General features: G+C 65.6%; 19 protein-coding genes. 17 read left to right on the top strand and 2 right to left on the bottom strand.

What is annotated here, in order from left to right; all coding sequences use genetic code 11:
- Nucleotides 1-130: 130 nt before the first annotated feature.
- Nucleotides 131-1,414, bottom strand: coding sequence for a saccharopine dehydrogenase family protein (locus tag AC1D75_RS17480; protein ID WP_495516577.1), 1,284 nt, complete (start codon nucleotides 1,412-1,414; stop codon nucleotides 131-133).
- A gap of 295 nt (nucleotides 1,415-1,709) precedes the next feature.
- On the opposite strand from AC1D75_RS17480, the gene AC1D75_RS17475 reads away from it, so the two are divergent.
- The 14 genes from AC1D75_RS17475 to aroB all read left to right on the top strand — a co-directional run bounded on the left by AC1D75_RS17475 (nucleotide 1,710) and on the right by aroB (nucleotide 22,050).
- Nucleotides 1,710-2,894, top strand: a complete 1,185-nt coding sequence (locus tag AC1D75_RS17475; RefSeq protein WP_495516920.1) for a globin domain-containing protein — start codon at nucleotides 1,710-1,712, stop codon at nucleotides 2,892-2,894.
- A 79-nt stretch (nucleotides 2,895-2,973) separates the two neighbouring features.
- The gene (locus AC1D75_RS17470; RefSeq protein ID WP_495516576.1) at nucleotides 2,974-6,642 is read left to right on the top strand and encodes a transglutaminase family protein; all 3,669 of its coding nucleotides are present in this window, start codon (nucleotides 2,974-2,976) and stop codon (nucleotides 6,640-6,642) included.
- 77 nt (nucleotides 6,643-6,719) lie between these two features.
- The gene (locus tag AC1D75_RS17465) at nucleotides 6,720-9,356 is read left to right on the top strand and encodes a circularly permuted type 2 ATP-grasp protein (RefSeq protein WP_495516919.1); all 2,637 of its coding nucleotides are present in this window, start codon (nucleotides 6,720-6,722) and stop codon (nucleotides 9,354-9,356) included.
- A complete protein-coding gene (locus AC1D75_RS17460; protein WP_495516575.1) occupies nucleotides 9,353-10,285 on the top strand; it encodes a transglutaminase family protein in 933 nt (310 codons plus the stop codon). The genes AC1D75_RS17465 and AC1D75_RS17460 overlap by 4 nt, the downstream gene beginning before the upstream one ends.
- Before the next feature lie 55 nt (nucleotides 10,286-10,340).
- Nucleotides 10,341-11,489, top strand: coding sequence for a phosphotransferase family protein (locus AC1D75_RS17455; RefSeq protein ID WP_495516574.1), 1,149 nt, complete (start codon nucleotides 10,341-10,343; stop codon nucleotides 11,487-11,489).
- Nucleotides 11,490-11,502: 13 nt separating this feature from the next.
- Complete coding sequence (locus AC1D75_RS17450; RefSeq protein ID WP_495516573.1) at nucleotides 11,503-12,882, top strand: replication-associated recombination protein A; 1,380 nt, start codon at nucleotides 11,503-11,505, stop codon at nucleotides 12,880-12,882.
- A gap of 168 nt (nucleotides 12,883-13,050) precedes the next feature.
- Nucleotides 13,051-15,714, top strand: coding sequence for an alanine--tRNA ligase (gene alaS, locus AC1D75_RS17445; protein ID WP_495516572.1), 2,664 nt, complete (start codon nucleotides 13,051-13,053; stop codon nucleotides 15,712-15,714).
- Nucleotides 15,711-16,163, top strand: a complete 453-nt coding sequence (ruvX, locus tag AC1D75_RS17440) for a Holliday junction resolvase RuvX (protein WP_495516571.1) — start codon at nucleotides 15,711-15,713, stop codon at nucleotides 16,161-16,163. Before alaS ends, ruvX begins: the two co-directional genes overlap by 4 nt.
- Nucleotides 16,160-17,833: an endolytic transglycosylase MltG gene (mltG, locus tag AC1D75_RS17435; RefSeq protein ID WP_495516570.1), complete on the top strand. Its 1,674-nt coding sequence runs from the start codon at nucleotides 16,160-16,162 to the stop codon at nucleotides 17,831-17,833. Before ruvX ends, mltG begins: the two co-directional genes overlap by 4 nt.
- Nucleotides 17,833-18,654: a shikimate dehydrogenase gene (locus tag AC1D75_RS17430; protein WP_495516569.1), complete on the top strand. Its 822-nt coding sequence runs from the start codon at nucleotides 17,833-17,835 to the stop codon at nucleotides 18,652-18,654. Before mltG ends, AC1D75_RS17430 begins: the two co-directional genes overlap by 1 nt.
- A 99-nt stretch (nucleotides 18,655-18,753) precedes the next feature.
- A complete protein-coding gene (locus tag AC1D75_RS17425; RefSeq protein ID WP_495516568.1) occupies nucleotides 18,754-19,155 on the top strand; it encodes a prepilin peptidase in 402 nt (133 codons plus the stop codon).
- A gap of 53 nt (nucleotides 19,156-19,208) precedes the next feature.
- On the top strand, nucleotides 19,209-20,417 hold the full coding sequence (gene aroC, locus AC1D75_RS17420; protein ID WP_495516918.1) for a chorismate synthase: 1,209 nt from the start codon (nucleotides 19,209-19,211) through the stop codon (nucleotides 20,415-20,417).
- The gene (locus AC1D75_RS17415) at nucleotides 20,414-20,938 is read left to right on the top strand and encodes a shikimate kinase (RefSeq protein ID WP_495516567.1); all 525 of its coding nucleotides are present in this window, start codon (nucleotides 20,414-20,416) and stop codon (nucleotides 20,936-20,938) included. The genes aroC and AC1D75_RS17415 overlap by 4 nt, the downstream gene beginning before the upstream one ends.
- Nucleotides 20,935-22,050 (top strand): 3-dehydroquinate synthase, encoded by a 1,116-nt coding sequence (gene aroB / locus AC1D75_RS17410; RefSeq protein ID WP_495516566.1) that lies wholly within the window; start codon nucleotides 20,935-20,937, stop codon nucleotides 22,048-22,050. The genes AC1D75_RS17415 and aroB overlap by 4 nt, the downstream gene beginning before the upstream one ends.
- Nucleotides 22,051-22,132: 82 nt before the next feature.
- Here the strand turns inward: aroB and AC1D75_RS17405 are convergent, their stop codons facing one another.
- Complete coding sequence (locus tag AC1D75_RS17405; RefSeq protein ID WP_495516565.1) at nucleotides 22,133-22,600, bottom strand: B-4DMT family transporter; 468 nt, start codon at nucleotides 22,598-22,600, stop codon at nucleotides 22,133-22,135.
- Nucleotides 22,601-22,717: 117 nt separating this feature from the next.
- Between AC1D75_RS17405 and AC1D75_RS17400 the strand changes: the two genes are divergently transcribed.
- From AC1D75_RS17400 to nusB, 3 genes are all read left to right on the top strand, one after another.
- A complete protein-coding gene (locus AC1D75_RS17400) occupies nucleotides 22,718-23,833 on the top strand; it encodes a M24 family metallopeptidase (RefSeq protein WP_495516564.1) in 1,116 nt (371 codons plus the stop codon).
- A gap of 72 nt (nucleotides 23,834-23,905) precedes the next feature.
- On the top strand, nucleotides 23,906-24,469 hold the full coding sequence (efp, locus tag AC1D75_RS17395) for an elongation factor P (RefSeq protein WP_495516563.1): 564 nt from the start codon (nucleotides 23,906-23,908) through the stop codon (nucleotides 24,467-24,469).
- A gap of 5 nt (nucleotides 24,470-24,474) precedes the next feature.
- Complete coding sequence (gene nusB / locus AC1D75_RS17390; protein ID WP_495516562.1) at nucleotides 24,475-24,945, top strand: transcription antitermination factor NusB; 471 nt, start codon at nucleotides 24,475-24,477, stop codon at nucleotides 24,943-24,945.
- The last annotated feature ends 119 nt before the right edge of the window (nucleotides 24,946-25,064 follow it).

Genomic DNA, 25,064 nt, shown 5'->3' with positions numbered 1-25,064 from the left:
CAAGTGTTCTAGCGAAGTATTTCTGTTGTCCTGCAAGACTATTGGTCCACAGAACAGTGGCAACCACTCAGCCTACTGAAGAGGTCTGACAATCGTGGGCAACGCGGTTCGGCGCCTCGGCGGATTGTCGCTAGCGGCCCGGTGTCTCCTCACGCAGACCCGATGGTTGGTCGTAGCCGCCCGCAGAACTGTCGGCCTTCATCAGCTCGAGGAAAGGCACCGCGTCCAAGGCCTCGGGTCCCAGAACCCCGGCACCCGACCATGTCCCAGTTGCCAGCAACTCCAAGGCGACCACCGGGTTCAGCGCGGTCTGCCAGACCACGCACTGGCAGCCGTATTCCGCCATCGTCCACTCGTTGTCGGAAACGTGGTAGAGGTACACCTGCCTGGGTTGGCCGTCTTTGGTTCCGGTGACCCACATTCCGGCGCAGGTCTTTCCGGTCATCTGTGGCCCGAGGGTTGCCGGGTCGGGGAGTGCCGCTGCTACGACGTCGCGAGGGGCGACCTCCACCGCACCGTTCGCCGAACGAACCCGGATCGGCTGTACGGCATCGAGTTTCAACAGGTGCAGGGTTTGCAGGATGCCGATGAACTCGGCTCCCAGGCCGTATTTGAACGTGACCCGCTTGGCGTCGAGCCATCGTGGCATCAGCAACACTTCTTCGTGCTCGACGTGAACACACTCCACCGGGCCGATGCCGTCGGGGAAGTCGAAGATCTCGGGCTCGCTGAACGGGGGTGTCGTGAACCAGCCTTCGGGGTGATCCTTTTCGTAGATCACCGGCGGGTTCAGACACTCTTCGATGGTGGTCCAGATCGAGAAGCTGGGTGCGAAGATCTCGGTGCCGTCGGCGTCGCGGACCACGAGGTTGGCGCCGTCGCGGGTACCGAGTTCATCGACGGTGTCGAAGAGGTGGTCGCAGGCGTATTTGGCGAAGACGTCGGACAGACCGGGTTCCACCCCCATCCCGACGAGGGCCAGGAGTCCGGCAGCTTCCCACTCGGCTGCTTTCCCGAACTGGTAGTCGCCCAACTTGATGCCGGTCTTCGAGTAGGGCTCGTCGGGATGCGGGGCGCTCAAGCTCATCGCCATGTCGATGTAATGTGCCGAAGCTGCGAAGGCGCCGTCGAAGATGGTCGGCACGAACTTGGGTTCAACCGCATTCATCACATGTGTGACCCGATGCGCCCGAGCAAGTTCGGCCACCGCCGCGGCATCACCGGCGTCGATCTGTGCGGCGGTGAATCGGGCCGCAACATTGCTGCCGTGTCTGTCCGCGATCCAGGCCACCGTTCGCTCGGCTCGACTCACGTCGTAGTCGGAGACGACGATCAACTCATAGAAGTCGCGCCGAGCGGCAATCCTGGCGATCGCGTCGCCCACTCCGCCCGCGCCGACCAACAGAATCCGCATGTCTCTCGCCTCTCCGACCCGTTGCAGCAGGGTGTGCCGCGGGCCTGCACGTCAGCCTAAGTTGTCCGCGCACAATTGATCTCGCATTCGTAGATCAGATGACTGTCGGTCGGCCATCGGTGCTTCTCACAGTGGGCACGGCGAGTCGGTGATCCGATGGTTCGCCAGACGTAACCGTGGCGTGACCGACGGGCTTGCGATGTGGCTCACAATGAAATCTCGCTGCTCGCCGTCGAGTAGATGCCCCACCAGAACCCTGATCACCACTTCGCGTCCTGGAGGACCCATGCCTGAGATGGCCCTGAGCCCTGAATCCGCAACCATCATCCGCGCCACGCTGCCCGCGGTCGGCGGTGCGATCGAAGAGATCACGACCCTGTTCTACTCGACACTGTTCACCGATCACCCCGAACTCGAGCGAGACCTGTTCAATCGTGGCAATCAGGCCCAGGGGGATCAGCAACGAGCGCTGGCCGGTGCAATCGCCTCCTTCGCCACCTTGCTGGTGGCAGAGAATGCGCCCAGTCCGGAGGCGGTGCTCTCGAGGATCGCCAACAAGCATGCGTCCCTGGGGATCACCGAAGAGCTCTATCAGGTGGTGCACGACTATCTGTTCGCCGCGATCGTCGAGGTGCTCGGGGAAGCCGTCACACCGGAGGTGGCAAAGGCGTGGGACGAGGTCTACTGGCTGATGGCACACGGCCTGATAGCGATCGAACGGCAGTTGTACGACCAAGCGGGCGTGGAACCCGGCCAGGTCTGGCAGACGGCAACGGTGGTGCGGCGCACGCAGGAATCGCCGGATTGCATTGCCATCACGCTGAGGTCCGACGGCGGGTCGACGCTGCCCGGGTTTGCCCCCGGCCAGTACACCTCGGTGGCGGTGAACCTCCCGGACGGCGCGCGGCAGATCCGCCAATACAGCCTCACGACCCCGAAATCGGGAGGGCAGTGGCGCATCACTGTGAAAAAGGACGGTCAGGTGTCGAACCACCTGCATGCCAACCTTTTCGAGGGCGATTCATTGGTGGTATCGCTGCCGTTCGGCAATCTGACATTGCATCCGGAGGCAACCCCGGTGCTGCTGGTCTCGGCGGGTATCGGCTGTACGCCGATGATCGGGATGTTGCGACACATGGTCGATACCGGTGACCCGAGGCAGGTTTGGGTGCTACATGCCGACCGGTCGTTGTCGGTGCATGCACATCGGACCGAGTTGGAGGAGTTGGTCGCCGAACTGCCTGCCGCCATCATGCACAACTGGTACGAAGACCTCGGCGTCCGCCCTGAGAGCCAGACCAGTCGGGCCGGGTACACCGACCTGTCGGCGATCGCGCTCCCGGACGGCGTCAAGGCCTACCTCTGCGGCCCACTGCCGTTCATGCAGAGCATGCGTGGGCAGTTGCTCGAGGCGGGTGTGCCGTCTGCCGACATCGCATACGAGGTATTCGGGCCTGATCTCTGGCTGCAGGTGGCGTAGATCTTGTGCCCGGCGGTGGGGCGCAGATTGTGATGAACTTGCAGTTCTGACGTTTTGGCACGCATGGAGGTAACGCCAGTTGACCATCAAGGTGGCACTCGAGCACCGGACCACGTACAACTTCGACAGGTTGACGAAGGTCTATCCACATGTCCTGCGGCTTCGGCCGGCGCCACATTCGCGGACCCCGATCGAGGCGTACTCGCTGAAGGTCGAGCCCGGCGACCACTTCATCAACTGGCAACAGGATGCCTTCAGCAACTACTTGGCGCGCTTGGTGTTTCCGGAACCGACAACGGTCCTGAGCTTCACGGTGGGTCTGGTTGCAGACCTCACCGCGATCAACCCGTTCGACTTCTTCATCGAGGAATGGGCCGAGAACGTCGGCTTCGAGTACCCGGAAGAACTCCGCCGCGATCTCGAGGTCTATCTGCGACCGGTGGACGAGACGGGCACGGACCCGTTGGTGGCCAAGTGGGTTGACGACCACCGTGCGTCGGGGAAGATGCGCGTCATCGACTACCTCGTCCAACTGAATTCCGCAGTCCGCGACGACGTCCGGTACACGGTGCGGCTCGAGGCCGGTGTGCAGGCACCGGAGTTCACCCTCGACAGCGGGGTCGGGTCGTGTCGCGACTCCGCGTGGTTGCTCGTTGCGATTCTGCGCCGTCTCGGTCTGGCGGCCCGTTTCGTCTCCGGCTACCTGGTCCAGTTGACGTCCGACATCAAATCGATCGACGGCCCCTCCGGCCCCGACGCCGACTTCACCGACCTGCACGCCTGGACGGAGGTCTACCTGCCCGGCGCGGGCTGGGTGGGCATGGATCCCACCTCGGGCCTGTTCGCAGGCGAAGGCCACATCCCGCTCGCCGCGACCCCACATCCGGGAGCGGCCGCACCGATCACCGGAGCCACCGGCAAATGCCATGCGGTGATGGACTTCTCGAACGAGGTCTCCCGCTTCCACGAAGATCCGCGGGTCACGCTGCCGTATTCGGGTGATCAGTGGAAGCGGATCGTCAATCTCGGCACCGATCTCGACGAGCGGATGCGTGAGGCCGACGTCCGGCTCACGATGGGCGGTGAACCGACGTTCGTCTCCCTGGACAATCAGGTCGATCCCGAGTGGCTGACCGACGCCGACGGACCCCACAAGCGTTCACTCGCATCCGATCTGGCCGATCGCGTCAAGAAGATCTACGCGCCGAGCGGTTTGGTGCAGCGCGGACAGGGCAAGTGGTATCCCGGTGAACCCTTGCCGCGGTGGCAGATCGACCTGATCTGGCGCGCGGACGGAAAAGCGCTCTGGAACAACCCCGATCTGCTGGACGACCCGTGGCCCACGAAGGACGCCGCGCAGGCCACCATGGATTGGCAGGCACCGGGTGGACTCGGGCCGACCGATCCGGCAACGGCCAAGGCGCCCAAGGCATTCATCTCGGCACTGGCACGACGTCTGCGCCTCCCGGACTCGCAGGTGATGCCCGCCTACGAAGATCCGCTGCTGCGTCTCGCCGAGTTGGTGCGGCTGCCGGCAGGTGCACCGCCGGACCCCGAAGCACAGGCCGCCGAGGCGACCGAGGACGATCTGACGCCGGACAAGGATTCGGCAGAGATTCGTAAACGTCTTCTGGCCGAGCTGGACTCGTCGGTCAGCAGTCCGACCGCCTATGTGATGCCGATCAACCGCGCCCCGAACGGTGTCGGATGGCAGAGCGCATTGTGGCGGACCCGGCGTGGCCGACTGGTCCTGAGTCCTGGCAATTCGCCTGCCGGTCTCCGACTGCCGCTGGACGCTCTCTTCTGGGAGCCGAACATGCAGTTCTTCCCGGCCGATCCCACCGCATTCGACATCGACCCGCTTGCCGATCTCGCCGCGTCGGATGAGCTGCCGCTACCGCCTGCCTCCGCGATACCACCTGCCGCATCCGCACCGCAGATGCCTCGGACCGGAATGGCGGGGGAGCCGCTGCCCGGAGCCCGGCCGGGCACGTCCGTGGCCGAGGCAGGTGTTCCCGGAGACGGTGAACCGCTGTGGATCACCCCGGAGATGCAGAAGGCCCGCGTTGCTGCCGAAGCGAAGAAGGCCGCAGAAGCAGCAGCGGCGGCGCAATCGGAAGCAGAAGCAAACGCTGCGGCGCAAACGTCCTCGGAACAGCCCGGTCTCATCGAACCCTCCGGCCGGTCGGTCACCGCGTTGGTGGCCGAGGAGCGAGGCGGTGTCCTGTATGTCTTCCTTCCCCCCACCCAGACCGGCGACGACTTCGCCGAGCTGGTCGGCCTGATCGAAGACAGTGCCGCCGAAGTGGGCAAGCCGGTGGTCATCGAGGGGTACGGCCCACCGTCGGATCCGCGCCTGACGTCATTGACGATCACGCCCGACCCCGGTGTCATCGAGGTCAACATCCAGCCGACCGCGTCGTTCGTCGAACAGTCCGAACTCCTCGAAACCCTCTACGACCAGGCTCGCCGGGTCCGTCTGGGGACCGAGTCGTTCGACCTCGACGGCAGCCACGGCGGCACCGGCGGCGGCAACCACATCACACTCGGTGGCATTCGCCCGGCCGATTCACCGATGCTGCGCCGCCCAGATCTGCTGGTCTCGATGTTGACCTACTGGCAGCTGCATCCGTCACTGTCATATCTGTTCTCGGGACGATTCATCGGCACCACCTCGCAGGCACCCCGCGTCGACGAGGGGCGGGAGAGTTCGCTCTACGAACTCGAGGTCGCCTTTGCCGAAATCGACCGCATCAGCGACGAAACTGCGGCAGGTAACACGTCCCATCACCTGCCATGGGTTGCCGACCGGGCGCTGCGCCACCTGCTGACAGACATCACCGGCAACACCCACCGGGCCGAGTTCTGCATCGACAAGCTCTACAGCCCCGACTCGACCCGCGGCAGGCTCGGTCTGCTCGAACTCCGCGGCTTCGAGATGCCGCCGCACCATCAGATGGCGATGGTGCAGTCGCTGCTCGTCCGCAGCCTGGTCTCGTGGTTCTGGGACAAGCCCTACCGGGCGCGGCTGCAACGCCACGGCGCTGATCTGCATGGCCGACATCTGTTGCCGCACTACGTGATCGACGATATCTCCAACGTTGCCGAAGATCTGCGCGACGCCGGCTACGATTTCGACACCGCCTGGCTGGCCCCGTTCACCGAGTTCCGCTTCCCGCGTCTGGGTACGGTGCACATCCGCGATGTCGAAATCGAACTACGCGGCGCGATCGAACCATGGAACGTCCTCGGCGAGGAGTCCGCGTTCGGCGGCACCGCCCGATACGTCGATTCGTCGATCGAGCGGGTGCAGCTCCGGGTTCTCGGCGGAGACATGAACCGTTTCATCCTGACCTGTAACGGTGTCCCGGTTCCGTTGACGCCGACCGGCCGGGCGGGGGAGACCGTCTCCGGTATCCGCTTCCGGGCGTGGCAGCCGCCGAGTGCCCTCCACCCGACGATCACCATCGACAGCCCACTGGTCTTCGATCTCATCGACACCCACAACGGGCGGTCGGTGGGCGGCGCGACCTATCACGTGATCCATCCCGGTGGTCTGGCGTACGAACGTCCACCGGTGAACGCGGTGGAGGCCGAGTCGCGTCGCAATGGACGTTTCGAGGCCTCCGGCCATCAGGTCGGCACCGTCGACACGGCCAAGCTCCGTGAGTATCAGGCCAGGCTGGCGACCGATTCCGGTGTACCAATGATCTTGGATCTACGGCGAGCACGTACAGTCCTTCGGTGACAACGCCAAGGATCGAACCCGCCGGAGTTTTGGACCGATACCGGTCTGACCGGTACGGATTGTTTGATCTGTCGGCCATGCCAGGAACCCCGTCCGGGCCCTTCGACGAGCTGTTCGACAGCACCGGTGCCATCCGCGCCCAGTGGTCCGGCCTGATCGAGAATCTGGAGCGGATGGCCGATGCCGGGCTGCGCCAGGCCGATCAGCGGGTGCGCACCCTGATCGACGACGACGGCATCACCTACAACGCCCCGACCGGTACCTCCACGCAGCAGCGACGCTGGGAACTCGACTCTGTGCCGCTGCTGTTCGACGGCGCGCAGTGGCAGAGTCTCGAAAAGGGCATCGAGCAGCGGGCACGAGCGCTCGACGCGCTCCTGTCGGATGTGTACGCCGACCAGAGCGCGATCACCTCTGGCCTGGTGCCACCGGAGATGATCTACGGCCATCCCGGGTTCGTCCGCAAGGCCGCCCGTTTTCCGCAGGTGTGGTCACACACGCTGTTCATGCACGCCTGCGATATCGGCCGGGCGCCGAGCGGTGAGTACCTGGTCTACTCCGACCGGACCCAGGCGCCGTCCGGTGTCGGCTACGCATTGGCCGACCGGCACCTGATGTCGCGGGCATTCCCACGGCTCCTGCAGCGGTGTGTTCCGAGACCGATGTCGGCGTTTGCGGCCACGGTCCGGATCGCGGCGTTCGAATACGCCCCGCAGGGTATCGAGGAACCCACGGTTGCCGTGCTGACGCCGGGTTCGCTGTCGGAGACCGCCTTCGATCAGGCCTACCTGGCCTCGATCCTCGGTTTTCCGCTGGTCGAGGCCGCCGACCTGGTGGTCCGTGACGGCGCGGTCTACATGCGGTCGCTGGGAACCTTCAAACGACTCGATGTGATCATCAGGCGGGTCGACTCCGACTATTCCGATCCGCTCGATCTGCGTGCCGATTCCCGCCTCGGCGTCACCGGCCTGGTGGAGGCGGCGTCGCGCGGTTCGGTCACCGTCCTCAACACCCTTGGTAGCGGTGTCCTGGAGAACCCGGCGTTGCACACCGTCCTGCCCGCCATCAGCAAGCATTTCCTCGGTGAGGACCTGCTGCTCGATTCGGTGCAGACCTATTGGGCCGGAAACGATCTCGAACTCGGAAAGTTGTCGGCCGACCTACCGTTGCTGGCCATCACGAACTTCCGGACCGGCGAAGAGTTCTCCGGACCGATGCTCAGTTCGGCCGAGATCGACACGTTGCGCGCCCGGATCGACGCCGAGCCGTGGCAGTGGGTTGGCCGTGTCCTCGAACGTTTTTCGGTTGCGCCGTCGTCCACACCGGGCCCCCACCGAGCGCGCGGTACGGGTTCGCCGCTGCGTGCTGCGCCCGTCGGCATTCGTTCGTTCAGTGTCGCGCAGGGATCGGGGTACGCGGTCCTGCCGGGCGGCCTCGGTCAGGTACTCGCGGAGGGAGCCGCCGGGTCGGCGATGAATGCCGTTGCCGGAAAAGATGTCTGGGTGACCACCGTCGAACCGGCTGCCGGTCAGATCCGGGTGGAGGAATCGGGCGGTGCGCCGGAACGCAGCCGACCGATCATCGTCACCGGTGCGAGTCCCAGCGCGGTCCGCGCGAGTTCCGATCCGGTCGTCAGCTCACCCCGCGTGTTGTCCGACCTGTTCTGGTTCGGTCGCTACGGCGAGCGGGCCGAGCTGACCACGAGGATGGTGAAGGTCGCCCGCGAGCGTTACGAGGACTACCGCTACCGACCGTGGATGACGGGTACGGCGTCGATCCCGTTGTTCCTGAGTGCAATTGCGTCTGCGTCCGGAAATCGGGCGGTTCTGCAGGACACCAAGGGTTTACTCGACTTCGACAGCAGCAAACCGCCGGACCCCGACGAGGTCGAGGCCGCGACCACCCGGTTGCACATGATGACCGGAGCCCGCCGGACGCCGGGTTCGGTTGCCTTTGCGGTCGACCGTCTGCAACAGCTGGCCCGCGCGATCCGCGACCAGTTGTCGACGAGCACGTGGATGGTGCTCGGCTCCATCGACCGCGCACTGAATGAATTGGGTAGCGGACCGGCGACCGGTGCCGGCGACGACACCGAACGCGACGGTTCCGAACTCGGCCGCGCACACGACGACATCCTGCACGGCCTCCTGTCCCTGGCTGGATTGCAGGCCGAATCGATGGTGCACGACCCGGGTTGGTTGTTCATGGACATCGGTCGCCGGGTGGAACGCGCGCAGATGCTGGCCGGTCTGACCTCGGCCATCCTGGTGCCGCAGTACGACTCCGATACCGAACAGGGATTGCTGGAGGCGTACCTGTCGGCCAGCGAGTCGGTGATCATCTACCGCCGTCGCAACCGCGGTATCGTCCGGCTCAGCGCGGTGGCCGACCTGATGCTGTTCGACGAGGGCAACCCGCGGGCGATGATCTACCAGCTCCAGTCGCTGCGCGTCGACCTGAGCTCACTGCCGTCGATTGTCCGCTCCGCAGCGGCGGAGCGCATCGTCGAGGATCTGGTGGCAGAACTGCGCCGCGTCGACCCGGCGGACCTGGCCGCGATCGGTGCCGGGGGCAAGCGGGTGGAGTTGGCCGAATTGATGCGCACGCTCGACAAGGGTCTGCGAGAGCTCTCGGATGTGCTCGGGCGTACCAGATTTGCCTACCCTGTCGATATGCAGCCACTCTGGGGTGCCGGATCGGAGGGGACGTTGTGAACATTGCCGACAAACGATCACTGCCCACCATCACCGATCTGGTCGAGGGAGCGCCGCGGCGGTACAAGATCACGCACCGGACCCGCTACGACTACGACGACGTGGTCAGCAGCAGCTACGGTCGCTGCCATCTGCAACCCCGCGACCTGCCGGGGCAGCGGGTGATCGACAGTGCGATCACCATCGACCCCGAGCCCTCGGACCGTTCGACCGGTGTCGACATCTACGGCAACTACGACAGTTACTTCCATGTGCGGACGCCGCATCGGCGTCTCGAGGTGACCGGTGTGTCGACGGTGGAGGTCGACCCGCTGGATCAGGAACTGCTCAACTCCGCGGCCGCCCGGGCTCCCTGGGAGTCGGCGCGACCATCCGGGCCCACCGGCGCTCGCGCGGTGGAGTTCCGCCTCGACCTGTACCCACCGGAGATCAGCGCCGCGGTCATCGACTACGCCTCGACGATCTTCACGCCCGGCACGCCGTTGCTCGATGTCGTGGTGGAACTCACCAGCCGCATCTTCCGTGATTTCGCCTACCGTTCGGGGTCGACGGCGATCAGCACCAAGGTCGATACGGTCATGGAGCGTCGCGAGGGTGTCTGCCAGGACTTCGCGCGGGTGGCCATCGCATGTTTGCGGTCGCAGGGGCTCGCCGCCCGTTATGTCTCGGGCTATCTGGCCACCGACCCGCCGCCGGGACGGGAACGGATCTTCGGGGCCGATGCCTCGCACGCGTGGGCGGCGGTGTGGCTTCCCGGCGACCGCTGGATCGCGTTCGACCCGACCAATGACAAACTCGTCGACGAACGCCATGTCACGGTCGCCTGGGGCCGCGATTACGACGATGTACCGCCGTTGAGGGGCGTCATCTACACCGAATCCCGGAAGAGTCAGATCGACGTTTCGGTGGATGTGTCCCCGGAAAATTGATGCTCATTTCCCGTGGCAGTGATTCGCGTCCTACCTTTTGGGTAGGTTGTAGAGGATGACTGTTCTTGCCGATAGCCAGAAAACCGGCGCGGTGCAGGCAGCCGAGCGGCTCCTTGCCGCTCGCGCCGGCGCCCCGGTGTCCTTAGCCGAACCCTATGACCTCGGTGGCAGCGGTCGTACCCAAGTCTTGCGTGTCCGAGTCGCCCAGAACCCATTTTCGGCAGATCGCACGCTGGTGATCAAGGTTCTCGGCGACGGGGAGACCGGATCTGGAGCCTCGTTCTACCGCGAGGTCGCCTCGTACAAGTACGCCAACACGCTGCCGACGGAATCGCGGCCGGGTCCGGCGCTGATCGCCTTCGATCTGGCATCCCGGGTCCTGGTGCTCTCCGACCTCGGTGACGGCCGTTCGATGACCGAATTGCTGACCACCAACGACACCGCAGCCGTCAGTGGCTCCCTGAGTGCCTGGGGCCAGGCACTTGGCCGGATGCACGCGGCCACGGTCGGCGGTGAGAACGACTTCGCAGCACTGCTCCGGCAGGGTGGCGACGGTATCGCCACAGATGCGCTGCACACTCAGTTCGCGGCCGCGGTGGCCTCGGCGCCCCGGGTCGTCACCGAGATGCTGGGGTTGGATCTCGACCCGGTCGTCCTCGCATCGCTCGAAGCCGCGTACTCCCTGTTCGGCGAAGGTGAACACCGTGCCTTCAGCCCCTCGGATGTCGGTCCCGAAAACATCCTGATCAACGGCGACGGAGTGCGGTTCCTCGACTACGAGTGGGGCGGGTTCCGCGACGCCACGCTCGACATCGCCTACGCGTTGGTGACGTTCAGCCCGTGGCTGTCGCCGAGTTCGGCGGCCGGCCGGGTCGAACTCGAAACCCTGATGCTCGATGCCTGGCGCTCCGAGGTACAGGCGATCTGGCCCAGCCTGGGTTCCGACCGGGAGCTCGCGCGCAAGACCGTCCTCGCCCGATTGGCGTGGGTGTGGCTGTCCACGATGTGGATGCTGCCGATCGACGACGCCGATGTGGGTCGCGCCGACGAGGCCCACGGACTGGCACTGAGCACTTCGGATCCCCGCGTGATCGTGGACCGGTGGTCCGGGCTGGCCGCTGCCGCCCGTCGTGCCGCCGAGCCTGCGCTGGCCGAGTTCGCAGACTCTGTCGGTCAGGCGCTGGATTCGTCCTGGCTGCACTGACGTCGCAGCAGTTATGACCAATGAACAGGGCGGCCTTTTCGATGCCCCCGCCGCTCCGCCGGAGCTGATCACCAGCGGCCTGGCGCGGCCGGCCACCAGTGCGCCGCTTGCCGTCCGGATGCGACCACAAACGCTCGAAGAGATCGTCGGACAAGAGCATCTACTCGAAGCGGGATCTCCGCTACGACGACTGATCGACGGTTCCGGTGCGGCCTCGGTGCTGCTGTTCGGTCCGCCGGGCACCGGCAAGACGACCATGGCAGCACTGATCTCGACCGCCGCCGGTGGCCGCTTCGAAGCGCTCTCGGCGTTGTCGTCCGGTGTGAAAGAAGTCCGCGCGGTGATCGATTCCGCGCGTCGACGGCTCATCGGCGGTACCCAGACCGTGCTGTTCATCGACGAGGTCCACCGGTTCTCCAAGACTCAGCAGGACGCGCTGCTCGACGCCGTGGAAAACAGGATTGTGCTGTTGGTCGCCGCGACGACCGAGAATCCGTCGTTCTCGGTGGTGGCGCCGTTGCTGTCCCGATCGCTGGTCCTGCAACTGCGTTCGCTGGGCAATGCCGACATCCGGAAGCTGTTGGTGCGGGCCGCCGCCGATCCCCGTGGACTCGGCGGTGCGGTCACGATCGACGACGACGCACTCGACCACCTGGAGAAGATCTCCGGCGGTGATGCGCGGCGCGGCCTGACCGCTCTCGAGGCGGCCGCCGACGCGGTCCTGTCCGATACCGGTGCCGACCCCGACCGGCCTGCCGTGCTCACGCTGGCCTACGTCGAATCCGCGGTTGATCGCGCCGCGGTGCGGTACGACCGCGGGGGTGATCAGCATTACGACGTCACCAGCGCCTTCATCAAGTCGATCCGGGGTTCGGATGTGGATGCGGCGCTGCACTATCTGGCCCGGATGATCAGCGCGGGGGAGGACCCCCGATTCATCGCCCGCCGACTGGTCGTACACGCTTCTGAAGACATCGGGATGGCCGACCCGACGGCGTTGCAGACGGCAACGGCCGCCGCGCAGGCCGTGCAGCTGATCGGCATGCCCGAGGCCCGGCTTGCATTGGCGCAGGCGACAATTCACCTCGCGACCGCACCCAAGTCGGCGGCGGTCATCACCGCCATCGGTGCGGCCATCGCCGACGTCGAAGGTGGGAAGGCAGGCACTGTTCCACCGCATCTGCGCGATGGCCACTATGCCGGTGCCGCGAAGCTCGGCAACGCGGTCGGCTACCGGTATCCACACGACGCCCCGGACGGTGTGTTGCGGCAGCAGTATCCGCCGGACGAGCTGGTCGGCGTCGACTACTACGAGCCAACCGACCGTGGTCGGGAACGCGATATCGGGGTGCGCCTCGGGCGCCTGCGCAACATCATCCGCGGGCGTCGCTGACGCCGGAGCCGGGTTTGTCTGGTCTGGAGGGTGCGACTCCGGCGTGGCCTTGCCAGTAGTGTGGGTTAGTCACGTTCTAATAAACGGATGTCGATTCGCCTGGAACCAGGTGCAGTCACGGAGTATGGGCCTGGACAACCAGGTGGAGTCACAGAGTGAGGACAGTCAGTGCAGACGCATGAGATCAGGAAGCGGTTCCTGGATCACTTCATCAAGGCCGGACACGTCGAGGTGCCGAGTGCGTCCCTGATCCTCGAGGATCCGAATCTGCTCTTCGTCAATGCCGGCATGGTGCCGTTCAAGCCGTACTTCCTCGGCGAGCAGACCCCGCCGTATGTGCGGGCCACCAGCATCCAGAAGTGTGTTCGTACCCTCGACATCGAGGAAGTGGGCATCACCACACGGCACAACACGTTCTTCCAAATGGCGGGCAACTTCTCGTTCGGCGACTACTTCAAGCGCGAAGCGATTCATTTCGCCTGGACGCTGCTGACCAACTCTGTCGACGACGGTGGTTACGGCATCGACCCGACTCGCCTGTGGCCAACCGTCTATCTCGACGACGACGAGGCCGCCGCGATCTGGCATGAGGAGATCGGTGTGCCCGCCGAGCGGATCCAGCGCCGCGGCATGAAAGACAACTACTGGTCGATGGGTGTCCCCGGACCCTGTGGTCCGAGCTCGGAGATCTTCTACGACCGTGGCCCCGACTACGGCGTCGAGGGTGGACCCGAAGCCGACGAGGATCGCTACATCGAGATCTGGAACCTGGTCTTCATGCAGAACCAGCGGGGTCCCGGTGGTGGCAAGGACGGCTACGAGATCCTCGGACCGCTGCCGAAGAAGAACATCGACACGGGTATGGGCATCGAGCGCGTCGCCTGCATCCTGCAGGGCGTCGAGAACGTCTACGAAACCGATCTGCTGGCACCGGTCATCGGGGTCGCCGAGCGTCTGACCGGCCGCACCTACGGAGCCGATCCCGCCGACTCGGTCCGGTTCCGCGTCATCGCCGACCACGCCCGCACCGCGGTGATGTTGATCGCCGACGGGATCACACCCGGCAACGACGGGCGCGGTTACGTGTTGCGTCGACTGCTGCGGCGAATCGTCCGCTCGGCCCGGCTCCTCGGTGCCACCGACGCCACGATGAAGCAGTTTGTCGATGCGGTCATCGACACGATGACCGCGTCGTATCCCGAACTCGCCGACCAGCGCGCCCGCATCGTGAGCACCTCGGTCGGTGAGGAAGACGCCTTTCTCAAGACCCTGACCGCCGGATCACGACTGTTCGACGAGGCTGCCGCGACCACGAAGTCCTCCGGCGCCACCCGGATCAGCGGCAGCGACGCGTTCGCGCTGCACGACACCTATGGTTTCCCGATCGACCTCACGCTGGAGATGGCCGCCGAGGCCGGACTCTCGGTGGACGAGGCCGGGTTCAAAGAACTGATGACCGAGCAGCGACAGCGCGCGAAGGCCGACGCGACCGCTCGTAAGGCGGGTCACGCGGATCTCAGTGTGTACCGCGAGTTCCTCGATCGTGGACCGACCGTGTTCACCGGATTCGACGAACTCAATTCGGAGTCAAAGGTTTTGGGTCTGGTCGCCGACGGGCAGCGCGTGCGCAGCGCGTTCGCCGGTCAGGAGATCGAGGTGATCCTGGACCGCAGCCCGCTCTACGCCGAGGCCGGTGGCCAGATCGCCGACATCGGAACCATCACCACGTCGTCGGGCCTGCGCCTGACCGTCAAAGACGTTCAGAAGGTCGGTAAGTCGGTCTGGCTGCATCGCGCCGTCATCGAAGAGGGCGAAATTGCCGAGGGTGACGAAGTCCTCACCCAGGTCGATGCCGCCTGGCGTCATGGCGCCACCCAGGGCCACTCCGGTACCCACCTCGTGGGAGCCGCGTTGCGCCAGGTGCTCGGACCGACCGCAACACAGGCGGGTTCACTCAACCGGCCGGGCTACCTGCGATTCGACTTCGCATCGCAGGGCGCGCTGACCGAGGCGCAGCGAGGCGAGATCGAAGAGATCACCAACGCTGCGGTCGAGGCGAATTACCCGGTCAACACCTTTGAAACCGGTATCGACGATGCCAAGGCGATGGGCGCGCTGGCGCTCTTCGGTGAGAACTACGGTGACGTCGTCCGAGTGGTCGAGATGGGTGGACCGTTCTCGATGGAACTGTGCGGCGGAACCCACGTCGGTTCGTCGGCGCAGGTCGGCCCGGTCACACTGCTCGGTGAGTCGTCGGTCGGTTCGGGTGTGCGAAGGGTCGAGGCCTACGTCGGGCTCGACTCCTACCGCTACCTGGCCAAGGAACGCGCACTGCTCGCCGGACTGGCCACGTCACTGAAGGTGCCGAGTGACCAGGTACCCGGACGGGTCGAGTCGCTCGTCACCAAACTCAAAGAAGCCGAAAAGCAGATCGAGAAGATGCGCGCCGACGCGGCGAAGGCATCAGTCGGTTCGCTGATCGACGATGCGACGCGTGTCGGTGACGTGTTGGTGGTTGCCGGAAAGCTCGACGGCATGGACGCCGGTGACCTGCGGACACTGGCCGCAGATCTGCGTGGACGCGTGGGCTCGGACAACGCCGTGGTGGTGCTGTTCTCCGCATCGGGCGACAAGGTGCCGTTCGCCGTGGCGACCACCGCTGCAGCCCGCGACGCCGGGATCAAGGCCGGCGACCTGGTTCGCGAACTCGCGCCGCTGGTCTCGGGTCGGGGAGGCGGAAAGCCGGACCTGGCACAGGGTTCAGGTACCGACGCCGCAGGTATCGATTCGGCTCTTGTTCGGCTGCGTGAACTGGTCGGCTCGGCTCGATGACGCTGACGCCGCGAGGGCGCCGGATCGCCATCGACGTCGGCAGCGTTCGGATCGGAGTGGCCTCGTGCGATCCCGACGGGATCCTGGCCACGCCGGTCGAGACAGTCGCCCGCACGCCCAAAGGTGACGGCGATTTGCGGCGACTCGCCGAAATAGTCGCCGAATACGAGGCTGTGGGCGTTATCGTCGGACTGCCGAAAACGTTGCGCGATGAGCACGGTCATGCGGCCGCCCTCGCCACCGACTTCGGTGACGCGCTGGCCAGGCGCATTTCGCCGGTGCCGGTGATGTACTCCGATGAGCGTTTGACCACGGTGACCGCGCAACAAGCACTACGTTCGTCCGGTGTTCGGGCGAAGTCCCAGAAATCTGTGATCGATCAGGCAGCTGCCACCGCGATCCTCCAGAACTGGCTGGATCTGCAGGCAAGTCAGGAAGGCCGCGGGTGAGTGACGACGGATCCGACAACCATCGGGCGCAAGCAGAACCGGGGCGCCGTCGCCGGCGCGCGGACACCCCTTACGACCCCGATCGCCTGAAGTACTTCACCCAGGGAAACGGCGCGACACCGGGCCGCAGACGCGGGCCCGAGGTGATCCCGCCGCGCGATCCGGCAGCAGGTCGTCGCACACCACCGCCACCGCCGCCACCTCCGCGGGCGGCGCCGCCGCGGCGGGCGAGCGCGCCACCACCAGAAGCCCTGTGGGAGCCCCACCCCGGACCCCAGCAACCCCCGTCGCAACCGTTCCCGCGACAGCAACCGCCATCGCAGCCGATACCGCGACAGCAACCCCCGTCGCAGCCGATACCGCGACAGCGGCCTGCCGAGGCCACACATCCACCCGCCTACGACCCCGATCCCAGGCATGACGCGCGGGCGCCGTACGTCGACCCGGGTCGTACCGAGTACATCCGCCGCGAAGAGACGGCCCGTGTCCGCTCACCCAAGCGCACCGCCGCGGCGGCAGCGCGTCGCAAGAAGCGCAGACTGATCGTGATCTCGGCCGCGGTCGTCTTCATGCTGGCCCTGGTCGGTGGCATCGGTTACGCCGGACTACGCGTTGTCGGATTCTTCGGTACCGAGGACAAAGACTTCACGAACGTGGCAGGTACCTCGGACGTCCTCGTGTCGATCCCGCAGGATGCGACGCTGACCCAGTTCGGAGAGATCCTCGAAGAAAACGACGTGGTCGGCAGCGTCAACGCCTTCACGCTCGCGGCCGACGACCAGCCGATATCGGCCGGTTACTACAAACTGCGCACCGAGATCCCGGCCAGTACCGCGGTGACGATGCTGACGAACATGGACAACCGGGTCGGCCGGGTGGTCATCCCGGAGGGTCTGCAGCTCGACTCCAAGGACGGCATCGACGGCAAGACCACCGCGGGCATCTTCGCCCGGGTTGCCGAGGCCACCACCGTCGACCTCAATGGCGTGACGGAGGGCTCCACGGTCGAGGATCTGGCCCAGGCCGCGGCGACCGCCACTCCACAAGAACTCGGCGTACCCGCGTGGGCGGTGGACGCGGTGTCGGCGCTTGATGGCGATCATCGCCGCATCGAGGGTCTGATCGCGCCGACGTCGTGGGAGATGATCGATCCCGGCCTCACCCCGGTGCAGATGCTGAACTATCTGATCTCGCGCAGCGCAGATCTGTTCGCGCAGTGGGGGCTGCCCGCATCGGGCATCTCGTCGACGGGCCTGAACCCGTACCAGACGCTGGTCTCGGCCTCGATCGTCGAACGTGAGGTCAACACCGCCGAGGACTACCCGAAGGTGGCCAGGGTCATCGCCAATCGGCTCGGCGTCGACCAGGCCCTGCAGATGGATTCGACGGTCAACTACACCTCCGCCATCCAGAACATCGATGTTGCCGGTGACGATTTCGTGGCGCCCACGAAGTGGAACACCTATCAGCAGAAGGGTTTACCGGTCACCCCGATCGGTGCGGTCGGCCAGCCGGCATTGCTGGCCGCGATAGAACCGCCGGTCGGGAACTGGTTGTACTTCGTCACAGTCGATCAGCAGGGGACCACTCTGTTCACCGAGGACTACGAGCAGCACAAGCGCAACCGCCAACAGGCTTGCGACAACTCGATTCTCCAGACCAACTGCTGATGGCAGAACCTGGCAGAGCTGCCGCGATCCTGGGATCGCCGGTGGCGCACTCGAAGTCGCCCGCGTTGCATCTGGCGGCGTATCGGGCGTTGGGTCTTGTCGACTGGACCTACGAGCGCATCGAGTGCACCGCGGAGCAACTCCCATCGCTGGTCTCCGGGATGGATGAGAGGTACATCGGGTTCTCGGTGACGATGCCCGGCAAACGGGCCGCGCTGGAGTTCGCCGACCACCGCACCGACCGTGCGATTGCCGTGGGCTCGGCCAACACGTTGGTCCGGGTCGCAGGTGGCTGGCGCGCCGACTGCACCGACATCGACGGTGCGGCGGCAGCCCTGGCCGAACTCGAGATCGACCAGGCGCCCACGAGACACGCCGTGGTCGTCGGAGCGGGTGGAACTGCCGCACCGGTCCTGGCTGCGCTTGCCGGTGCCGGTGTCGGCGAGGTGAGCATCGTCGCCCGTAGCCGCGCCCGCGCCGCGGAGGTGCTGGCCGTGGCCGACGCGCTGGGCCTGGCCACCGACATCCTGCCATTCGAACCGACTCCGGAACTCGCAGATCGTGCGGCCACCGCCGCCGTGGTGGTCAACACGGTTCCGGCCGCTGCCGCCGAGCCGCTGACCCGGGCCCTGGCACCGGCAGCGCGACTGTTCGACGTGATCTACAGCCCCTGGCCGACCCCGCTGGCCGCCGCGGTGAGCGAATCCGGTGGCGCCGTGGTCGGGGGACTGGTGATGCTTCTGAATCAGGCGTTGGGACAGGTCGAACAGTTCACCGGTATGAAGGCGCCGCTGGACGTGATGGCCGCCGCGCTCGACTGAATCGGCCCACACAACTGATCCGTCCACAGAGGCGGTGCCCATCCACAATCGGGCTGCCGGTGGCCCCGACAGCGGGTGCGGCTGCGCCAGGGTGGGTGAATGCAGCTTGTTGTCGGGATCATGGGGTTCTGGTTCGTGGCGCTGGCCGGGGCCGACGTGCGGACCCGTCGGCTGCCGAACAGTGCGGTCCTGCCCGGTGTGCTCGGGGCCGTTGCCGGCACGATCATCACCCCGGACGCTGTCGCCGGCCTGCTGACGGCCGGTGGCATCTACCTGATCGCGTTCAGGTTCGGAGGCTGCGGCGGGGGTGATGTGAAGCTGGCCGTGGTGGTCGGTGCGATGGCCGGTTCTATCGCCACAGCAACGGTCTTGGTGTTGCTCGCTCAGGTGCTGACGCTCGGGCAGATCTTTTTGCGCCATGTGGGTGACAGTCGCTCGCGCGATACGGCACACGGACCGGCGCTGTGTGCGTCTGCGGCGCTCTGCTGTGGCATCTGGTAGCGGCAGGCATTTGGCGACGGCCGGGGATCTGGTGACAGCACGTGTTGATGGGCGTGGAACAATTGGGAACTGTGTTGCGCTGGAGTACTGCCGGAGAATCCCATGGTCCCGCACTGGTAGCCGTCCTGGAAGGGATGGTGGCCGGTGTCGAGGTGACCTCGTCGCAGGTTGCTGACCAATTGGCCCGCCGCCGTCTGGGTTATGGACGGGGTGCGCGGATGAAGTTCGAGGCCGACCAGGTCACCCTGGTCGGTGGTGTCCGCCACGGTTTGACGATGGGTGGCCCGATCGCCATCGAGATCGGTAACACCGAATGGCCCAAGTGGGAGACCGTGATGTCCGCCGATCCGGTCCCCGCCGAAGAACTCGAAGGTGTTGCTCGAAACGCGCCGCTGACCCGGCCGCGGCCCGGCCACGCCGATTACTCCGGCATGTTGAAGTACGGCTTCGACGATGCCCGTCCGGTCCTGGAACGGGCCAGCGCCCGGGAGACCGCTGCCCGCGTGGCGATCGGGACGGTCGCCCGCAACTTCCTGCGTCAGGTCCTCGGTATCGAGGTGCTCTCGCACGTGATCTCCATCGGTGCCTCGGACCCCTATTTCGGTGCCGCCCCGGTGTACTCCGATCTCGAGCAGATCGACGCCAGCCCGGTTCGGGCCTACTCGACCGCGGCCGAGGCGTCGATGATCGCCGAGATCGAAGCGGCAAAACGCGATGGTGACACCCTCGGCGGTGTTGTCGAGGTGGTCGCCACGGGTGTGCCCGTGGGGCTGGGCTCGCACGTCAGTGGCGATCGTCGTCTCGATTCGCGGTTGGCCGGTGCGCTGATGGGTATCCAGGCCATCAAGGGTGTCGAGGTCGGCGACGGTTTCGAGACCGCCCGTCGTCGCGGCAGCGCCGCACACGACGAGATGATTCCCGGTCCCGGTGGCGCGGTGCGTTCGACCAACCGTGCCGGTGGGCTCGAAGGCGGCATGACCAACGGTGAGTCCCTCCGGGTCCGGGCCGCGATGAAGCCCATTTCTACAGTGCCGAAGGCGCTTTCGACCATGGACATGACCACCGGTGAACAGGCCACGGCCATCCACCAGCGTTCGGACGTCTGTGCAGTTCCGGCGGCGGGCGTTGTCGCCGAGTCGATGGTGGCACTGGTGCTCGCGCAGGCGGCCCTTGAGAAGTTCGGCGGCGATTCGGCCGTCGAGACCGGGGACAACCTTGCCGGCTACCTCAAGCGTGTGGCCGCACACCTGCCTTCGTCGTGACGGGGTCGACCGGCCCGCGGGTGGTGCTCATCGGCTTCATGGGCTCGGGCAAGACCACGGTCGGACAACAACTCGCGCGCGTCCTGGGTTGCGAGTGGAAAGACAGCGACGCCGAGATCGAGCGACGGAGCGGCCGGACAATCCCGGAAATCTTCACCGACGGTGAAGAGGCGTTCCGTGAGTACGAACGCGAGGTCGTCGCCGATCTGCTGCGCACCCACACCGGTGTGCTGTCGCTGGGCGGCGGCGCCGTCCTGACAGCGGCCACGCGCGAGCTACTCACCGGACATTCGGTCGTCTACCTCAGAGTCGATGCCGAACAAGGTTTTTCGCGGGTCGCGAACTCCAGCCGGCCGCTGCTGAAAGTGGACAACCCGAAGCAGGCGTATCGAGACCTGCTGGCACAACGAGATTCGATCTATCAGGACGCCGCCACAATCGTGGTGGATGCGCACCCGCACCAGCGTGTGGTCGCCGACGAGATCATCACCCAACTGACCGAGCAGGAGGCCACCAAGTGACCGAGCAAGCCGCACCCATCCGCGTACCGGTGAACAGTGAGAGCCCCTACGAGGTCATCATCGGCCGCGGACTGCTGACCGAGCTGGTCGAAGCTGCCGCCGGCGCCGATTCGGTGGCGATCCTGTACCAGCCGTCCCTCGCCGAGACCGCAGAGGTCATCCGGAAGACGTTGGACGAGAACAACTTCAACGCGCACCGCATCGAGATCCCTGATGCCGAGGCAGGCAAAGAACTGTCGGTTGCCTCGTTCTGCTGGGAGGTCTTCGGCCGGATCGGGATGAAGCGCAACGACGTCGTGGTGTCCCTCGGCGGGGGCGCTGCCACCGATCTGTCCGGGTTCGTCGCCGCCACCTGGATGCGCGGGATCCCGGTCGTCCACGTCCCGACCACACTGCTGGCGATGGTCGACGCCGCGGTGGGCGGCAAGACCGGCATCAACACCGAGGCAGGCAAGAACCTCGTCGGGTCGTTCCACGAACCGCGGGCCGTACTCATCGACATCGCGACACTGGAAACCGTGCCGCGCAACGAGATCATCGCCGGCATGGCCGAGGTCATCAAGACCGGTTTCATCGCCGACCCGGCGATCCTGGACCTGATCGAAGCGGATCCGCAGGCCGCCCTCGACCCGACCGGCCCGGTGCTGCCCGAACTGATCGAGCGGTCCGTGCGCGTCAAGGCCGAGGTGGTTGCGGCAGATCTACGGGAATCGTCGCTGCGCGAGATCCTCAACTACGGTCACACCCTCGGCCACGCCATCGAGCGCCGTGAGAAGTACCGCTGGCGTCACGGTGCCGCCGTGTCGGTGGGACTGATCTATGCCGCCGAACTCGGCAGGCTGGCCGGACGTCTCGACGACGCCACCGCCGACCGGCACCGCAGCGTGCTCGAGAGTGTCGGACTTCCGGTCGGATACGACGCCGACGCCTTGCCCGATCTCCTCAAGGGCATGGCGGGGGACAAGAAGAACCGTTCGGGCATGTTGCGATTCGTGGTCCTCGACGGCCTGGCCAAGCCGGGACGTCTGGAAGCCCCCGATCCGGCTCTGCTCGCGGCGGCATACTCCGCAGTCGCCAAGGACGAGCCGACCAACGGTTCGGTACTGCTCTAGCCCCAACCCACAAACGCTCCGGATATACGACGACGCTCCACATATATGTGGAGCGTCGTCGTATATCCGGAGCGTTTGAGGGTCAGGCGTATGCGTTCTGGTCGTGCGCCTTGGCCTCGTTCTTGCGGTGCTGGCGGCGGGTCAGGAACCGGCCGACCGCAGCGCCGACGAGGGCGGGGACAAACACCAGCAGGGTCGTGAACGAGCCGCCTGCAAAGACCTCGATGGCCAGCGAATTCTCGCCGATCCCGGACATCACCCAGTTGCCGAGTATCCAACAGACAACGGCACTGATGAGTCCGGTGAGGAGTCCGGCCTTCAGCCAGCGCATCGTGAGGTCGTTGTAGTCGTCGGGATCGGCGTGGGCGCGCCCGTCGATCAGACCGTCGATGCCACCCCAGAGCAGCGCCACCAACACCACGCCGGCGATGGCGATCGTCTTCCAATAGTTCGAGTCCAACGGCCAGGCCACAATGGCCAGCCCAAGCAGGACCCGGGCACCAATGTGCACCGCCGACATCACCAAACCACGCAAAAGCCACGCAACCATGTGAGCAGAGTACCGATGTGGAACGTGTTCATGTGGCAGGGGCCACAAAACAAACGCGGTGTCCGAGTTGATCGTCCGAACCGCGCGCGTACCGCCGACTCCACTAGCCTTGAAAACATGACTGTTGAACGTGTGGTCACCGACCTCGGCCCAACTGCGGAATCGGCGCGTCGTGACCGGCTGCGCTCGCTGCTCAGTGGAGCCGGCGTCGACGCCCTCCTGATCACCGACCTGGTCAATGTGCGGTATCTCACCGGGTTCACCGGATCGAACGGTGGCGTGGTGATCACCGCCGCAGGCGACGACCGGATCGCCACCGACGGCCGCTACATCACCCAGGTGGCCGAACAGGCCCCCGACCTGACCGCGATCATCAACCGGGACTGCCCGCGCGCCTTGATCGAATACCTGGTCGGCTCGGGCGCCCGGATCGGCTTCGAGAAGCATGTGGTGACGGTGGCGACCCATCAGCGCCTGTTGCCGCTGCTCGGTGGTTCCGAGACGCTGGTCCCGGTGGCACCACTCGTCGAAGAGCTGCGCATCGTGAAAGACGAGTTCGAGATCGAGCAGATCCGCACCGCCTGCCAGGCGGCCGACCTGGCTCTCGCGGACATCATCACCGCGGGGGTCCTGGTGCCGGGCAACACCGAGCGCAAAGTGGCGCGCGCATTGGAATGGGCGATGTTCGAGCGGGGTGCGGAGGCGGTGTCGTTCGAGACGATCGTGGCCACCGGCGCCAACTCGGCGGTACCGCATCACCGGCCGACCGACGCCGAACTGAGCTCCGGCGACCTGCTGAAGATCGACTTCGGTGCCGTTGTCGGCGGCTACCACTCGGATATGACGCGGACCTATGTGCTCGAATCGACGGAGCCATGGCAGCGTGACATCTACGACATCGTCGCGGCGGCGCAGAAAGCCGGCCGCGAAGCCCTCGAGCCAGGCGTCGAGGCGGTGGGCGTCGACGCTTCCGCACGGTCGATCATCGACGAGGCGGGCTTCGGTGACTATTACGTGCACGGCCTCGGCCATGGAGTCGGACTGCAGATACATGAAGCGCCGTCTATCGGTGCGTTGAGCACGGGTACACTGCCATGCGGTGCAGCGGTGACCGTGGAGCCCGGGATCTACCTGCCGGGCCGAGGTGGCGTCAGGATCGAAGACACCCTTGTGGTCCGCGACGGCGATCCCGAACTGCTCACCACCACCGACAAGACATTCACCGTCATCTGACGCGCTCCGGCGCCCAGCACAGCAGTTGCGAGTGGGACCATCCGCCCGCAGCTCGAGAGGAAGAACAAGAACGTGGCAAACACCTCGGATTTCAAAAACGGCCTCGTGCTGAACATGGAGGGTCAGCTGTGGCAGATCCTCGAGTTCCAGCACGTCAAGCCCGGCAAGGGCCCGGCGTTTGTCCGAACCAAGATCAAGAACGTGCTGTCGGGTAAGACCGTCGACAAGACGTTCAACGCCGGTGTGAAGGTCGAGACCGCAACGGTCGACCGCCGCGACATGACCTACCTCTACAACGACGGCCAAGACTTCGTCTTCATGGACGGAGACACCTTCGAGCAGCTCAACGTCAGCCCGGAGGTCGTCGGCGACGGCGCGAAGTTCATGTTGGAGAACATGCGGGTCCAGGTCGCCACCCACGAGGGTGTCCCGCTGTACGTCGAGCTCCCGGTCACGGTGGAGATCGTGGTCGCGCAGACCGACCCCGGCGTCCAGGGCGACCGATCGACAGGTGGCACCAAGCCGGCAACGCTCGAAACCGGCGCCGAGATCCAGGTTCCGCTGTTCATCAACACCGGGGACAAGCTGAAGGTCGACTCGCGCGACGGCAGCTACCTCGGCCGCGTCAACTCCTGACGCTGGTGAAAAAGCCCGGTACCCGACACAAGGCACGCAAGCGTGCCGTCGATCTGCTGTTCGAGGCAGAGGTCAAGAACTGCTCACCCGTCGATCTGATCGCCCAGCGTCGTGAGCTGGCGGCCACCGACGCCAGCGTCGGCAAGATCAACGACTACACCGCCCAGATCATCGAAGGTATCGCCGGTGACACCGCACAGATCGACGCGGTGATCGCCTCGCACCTGAACGAGTGGACACTTCCGCGGCTGCCCGCGGTCGACCGTGCCATCCTGCGACTGGCCACCTGGGAGCTGTTCAACACCAACGACGTCCCCACGATGGTCGTCGTCGACGAGGCCGTCGAACTCGCCAAAGAGTTGTCCACGGATGATTCGCCGGCGTTCGTGAACGGCGTGCTGGGCCGGATCGTGTTGCTGGCGCCGCAGGTGCGGGCGTCACTCGAGACGCCGGAACCGCGCTCGCCGGAGGCCTGAGCCTCACCTGATAGTGTTTGCGGTGAAATTGCGATGGTGGCCGGTGCTAATGATGTCGGCCACCATTGCAGTGGCCGACATCCTTTAACGATCCGTCCGGAGAGGCGGAGAAGGAGGTC

The organism is Williamsia sp. Y712, from assembly GCF_059445525.1.
Note: the sequence above shows the minus strand (reverse complement) of the source record. Positions and strands in the feature narration are given on the sequence as shown.

What these genes read in the sequence shown, in the direction of transcription:
- AC1D75_RS17425 (WP_495516568.1), top strand. Translation starts at nt 18,754, where the DNA reads ATGCAGCTTGTTGTCGGGATCATGGGGTTCTGGTTCGTGGCGCTGGCC.
- AC1D75_RS17450 (WP_495516573.1), top strand. Translation starts at nt 11,503, where the DNA reads ATGACCAATGAACAGGGCGGCCTTTTCGATGCCCCCGCCGCTCCGCCG.
- AC1D75_RS17465 (WP_495516919.1), top strand. Translation starts at nt 6,720, where the DNA reads ATGCCAGGAACCCCGTCCGGGCCCTTCGACGAGCTGTTCGACAGCACC.
- ruvX (WP_495516571.1), top strand. Translation starts at nt 15,711, where the DNA reads ATGACGCTGACGCCGCGAGGGCGCCGGATCGCCATCGACGTCGGCAGC.
- AC1D75_RS17480 (WP_495516577.1), bottom strand. Translation starts at nt 1,414, where the DNA reads ATGCGGATTCTGTTGGTCGGCGCGGGCGGAGTGGGCGACGCGATCGCC.
- AC1D75_RS17455 (WP_495516574.1), top strand. Translation starts at nt 10,341, where the DNA reads ATGACTGTTCTTGCCGATAGCCAGAAAACCGGCGCGGTGCAGGCAGCC.
- AC1D75_RS17430 (WP_495516569.1), top strand. Translation starts at nt 17,833, where the DNA reads ATGGCAGAACCTGGCAGAGCTGCCGCGATCCTGGGATCGCCGGTGGCG.
- AC1D75_RS17400 (WP_495516564.1), top strand. Translation starts at nt 22,718, where the DNA reads ATGACTGTTGAACGTGTGGTCACCGACCTCGGCCCAACTGCGGAATCG.
- AC1D75_RS17475 (WP_495516920.1), top strand. Translation starts at nt 1,710, where the DNA reads ATGGCCCTGAGCCCTGAATCCGCAACCATCATCCGCGCCACGCTGCCC.
- AC1D75_RS17405 (WP_495516565.1), bottom strand. Translation starts at nt 22,600, where the DNA reads ATGGTTGCGTGGCTTTTGCGTGGTTTGGTGATGTCGGCGGTGCACATT.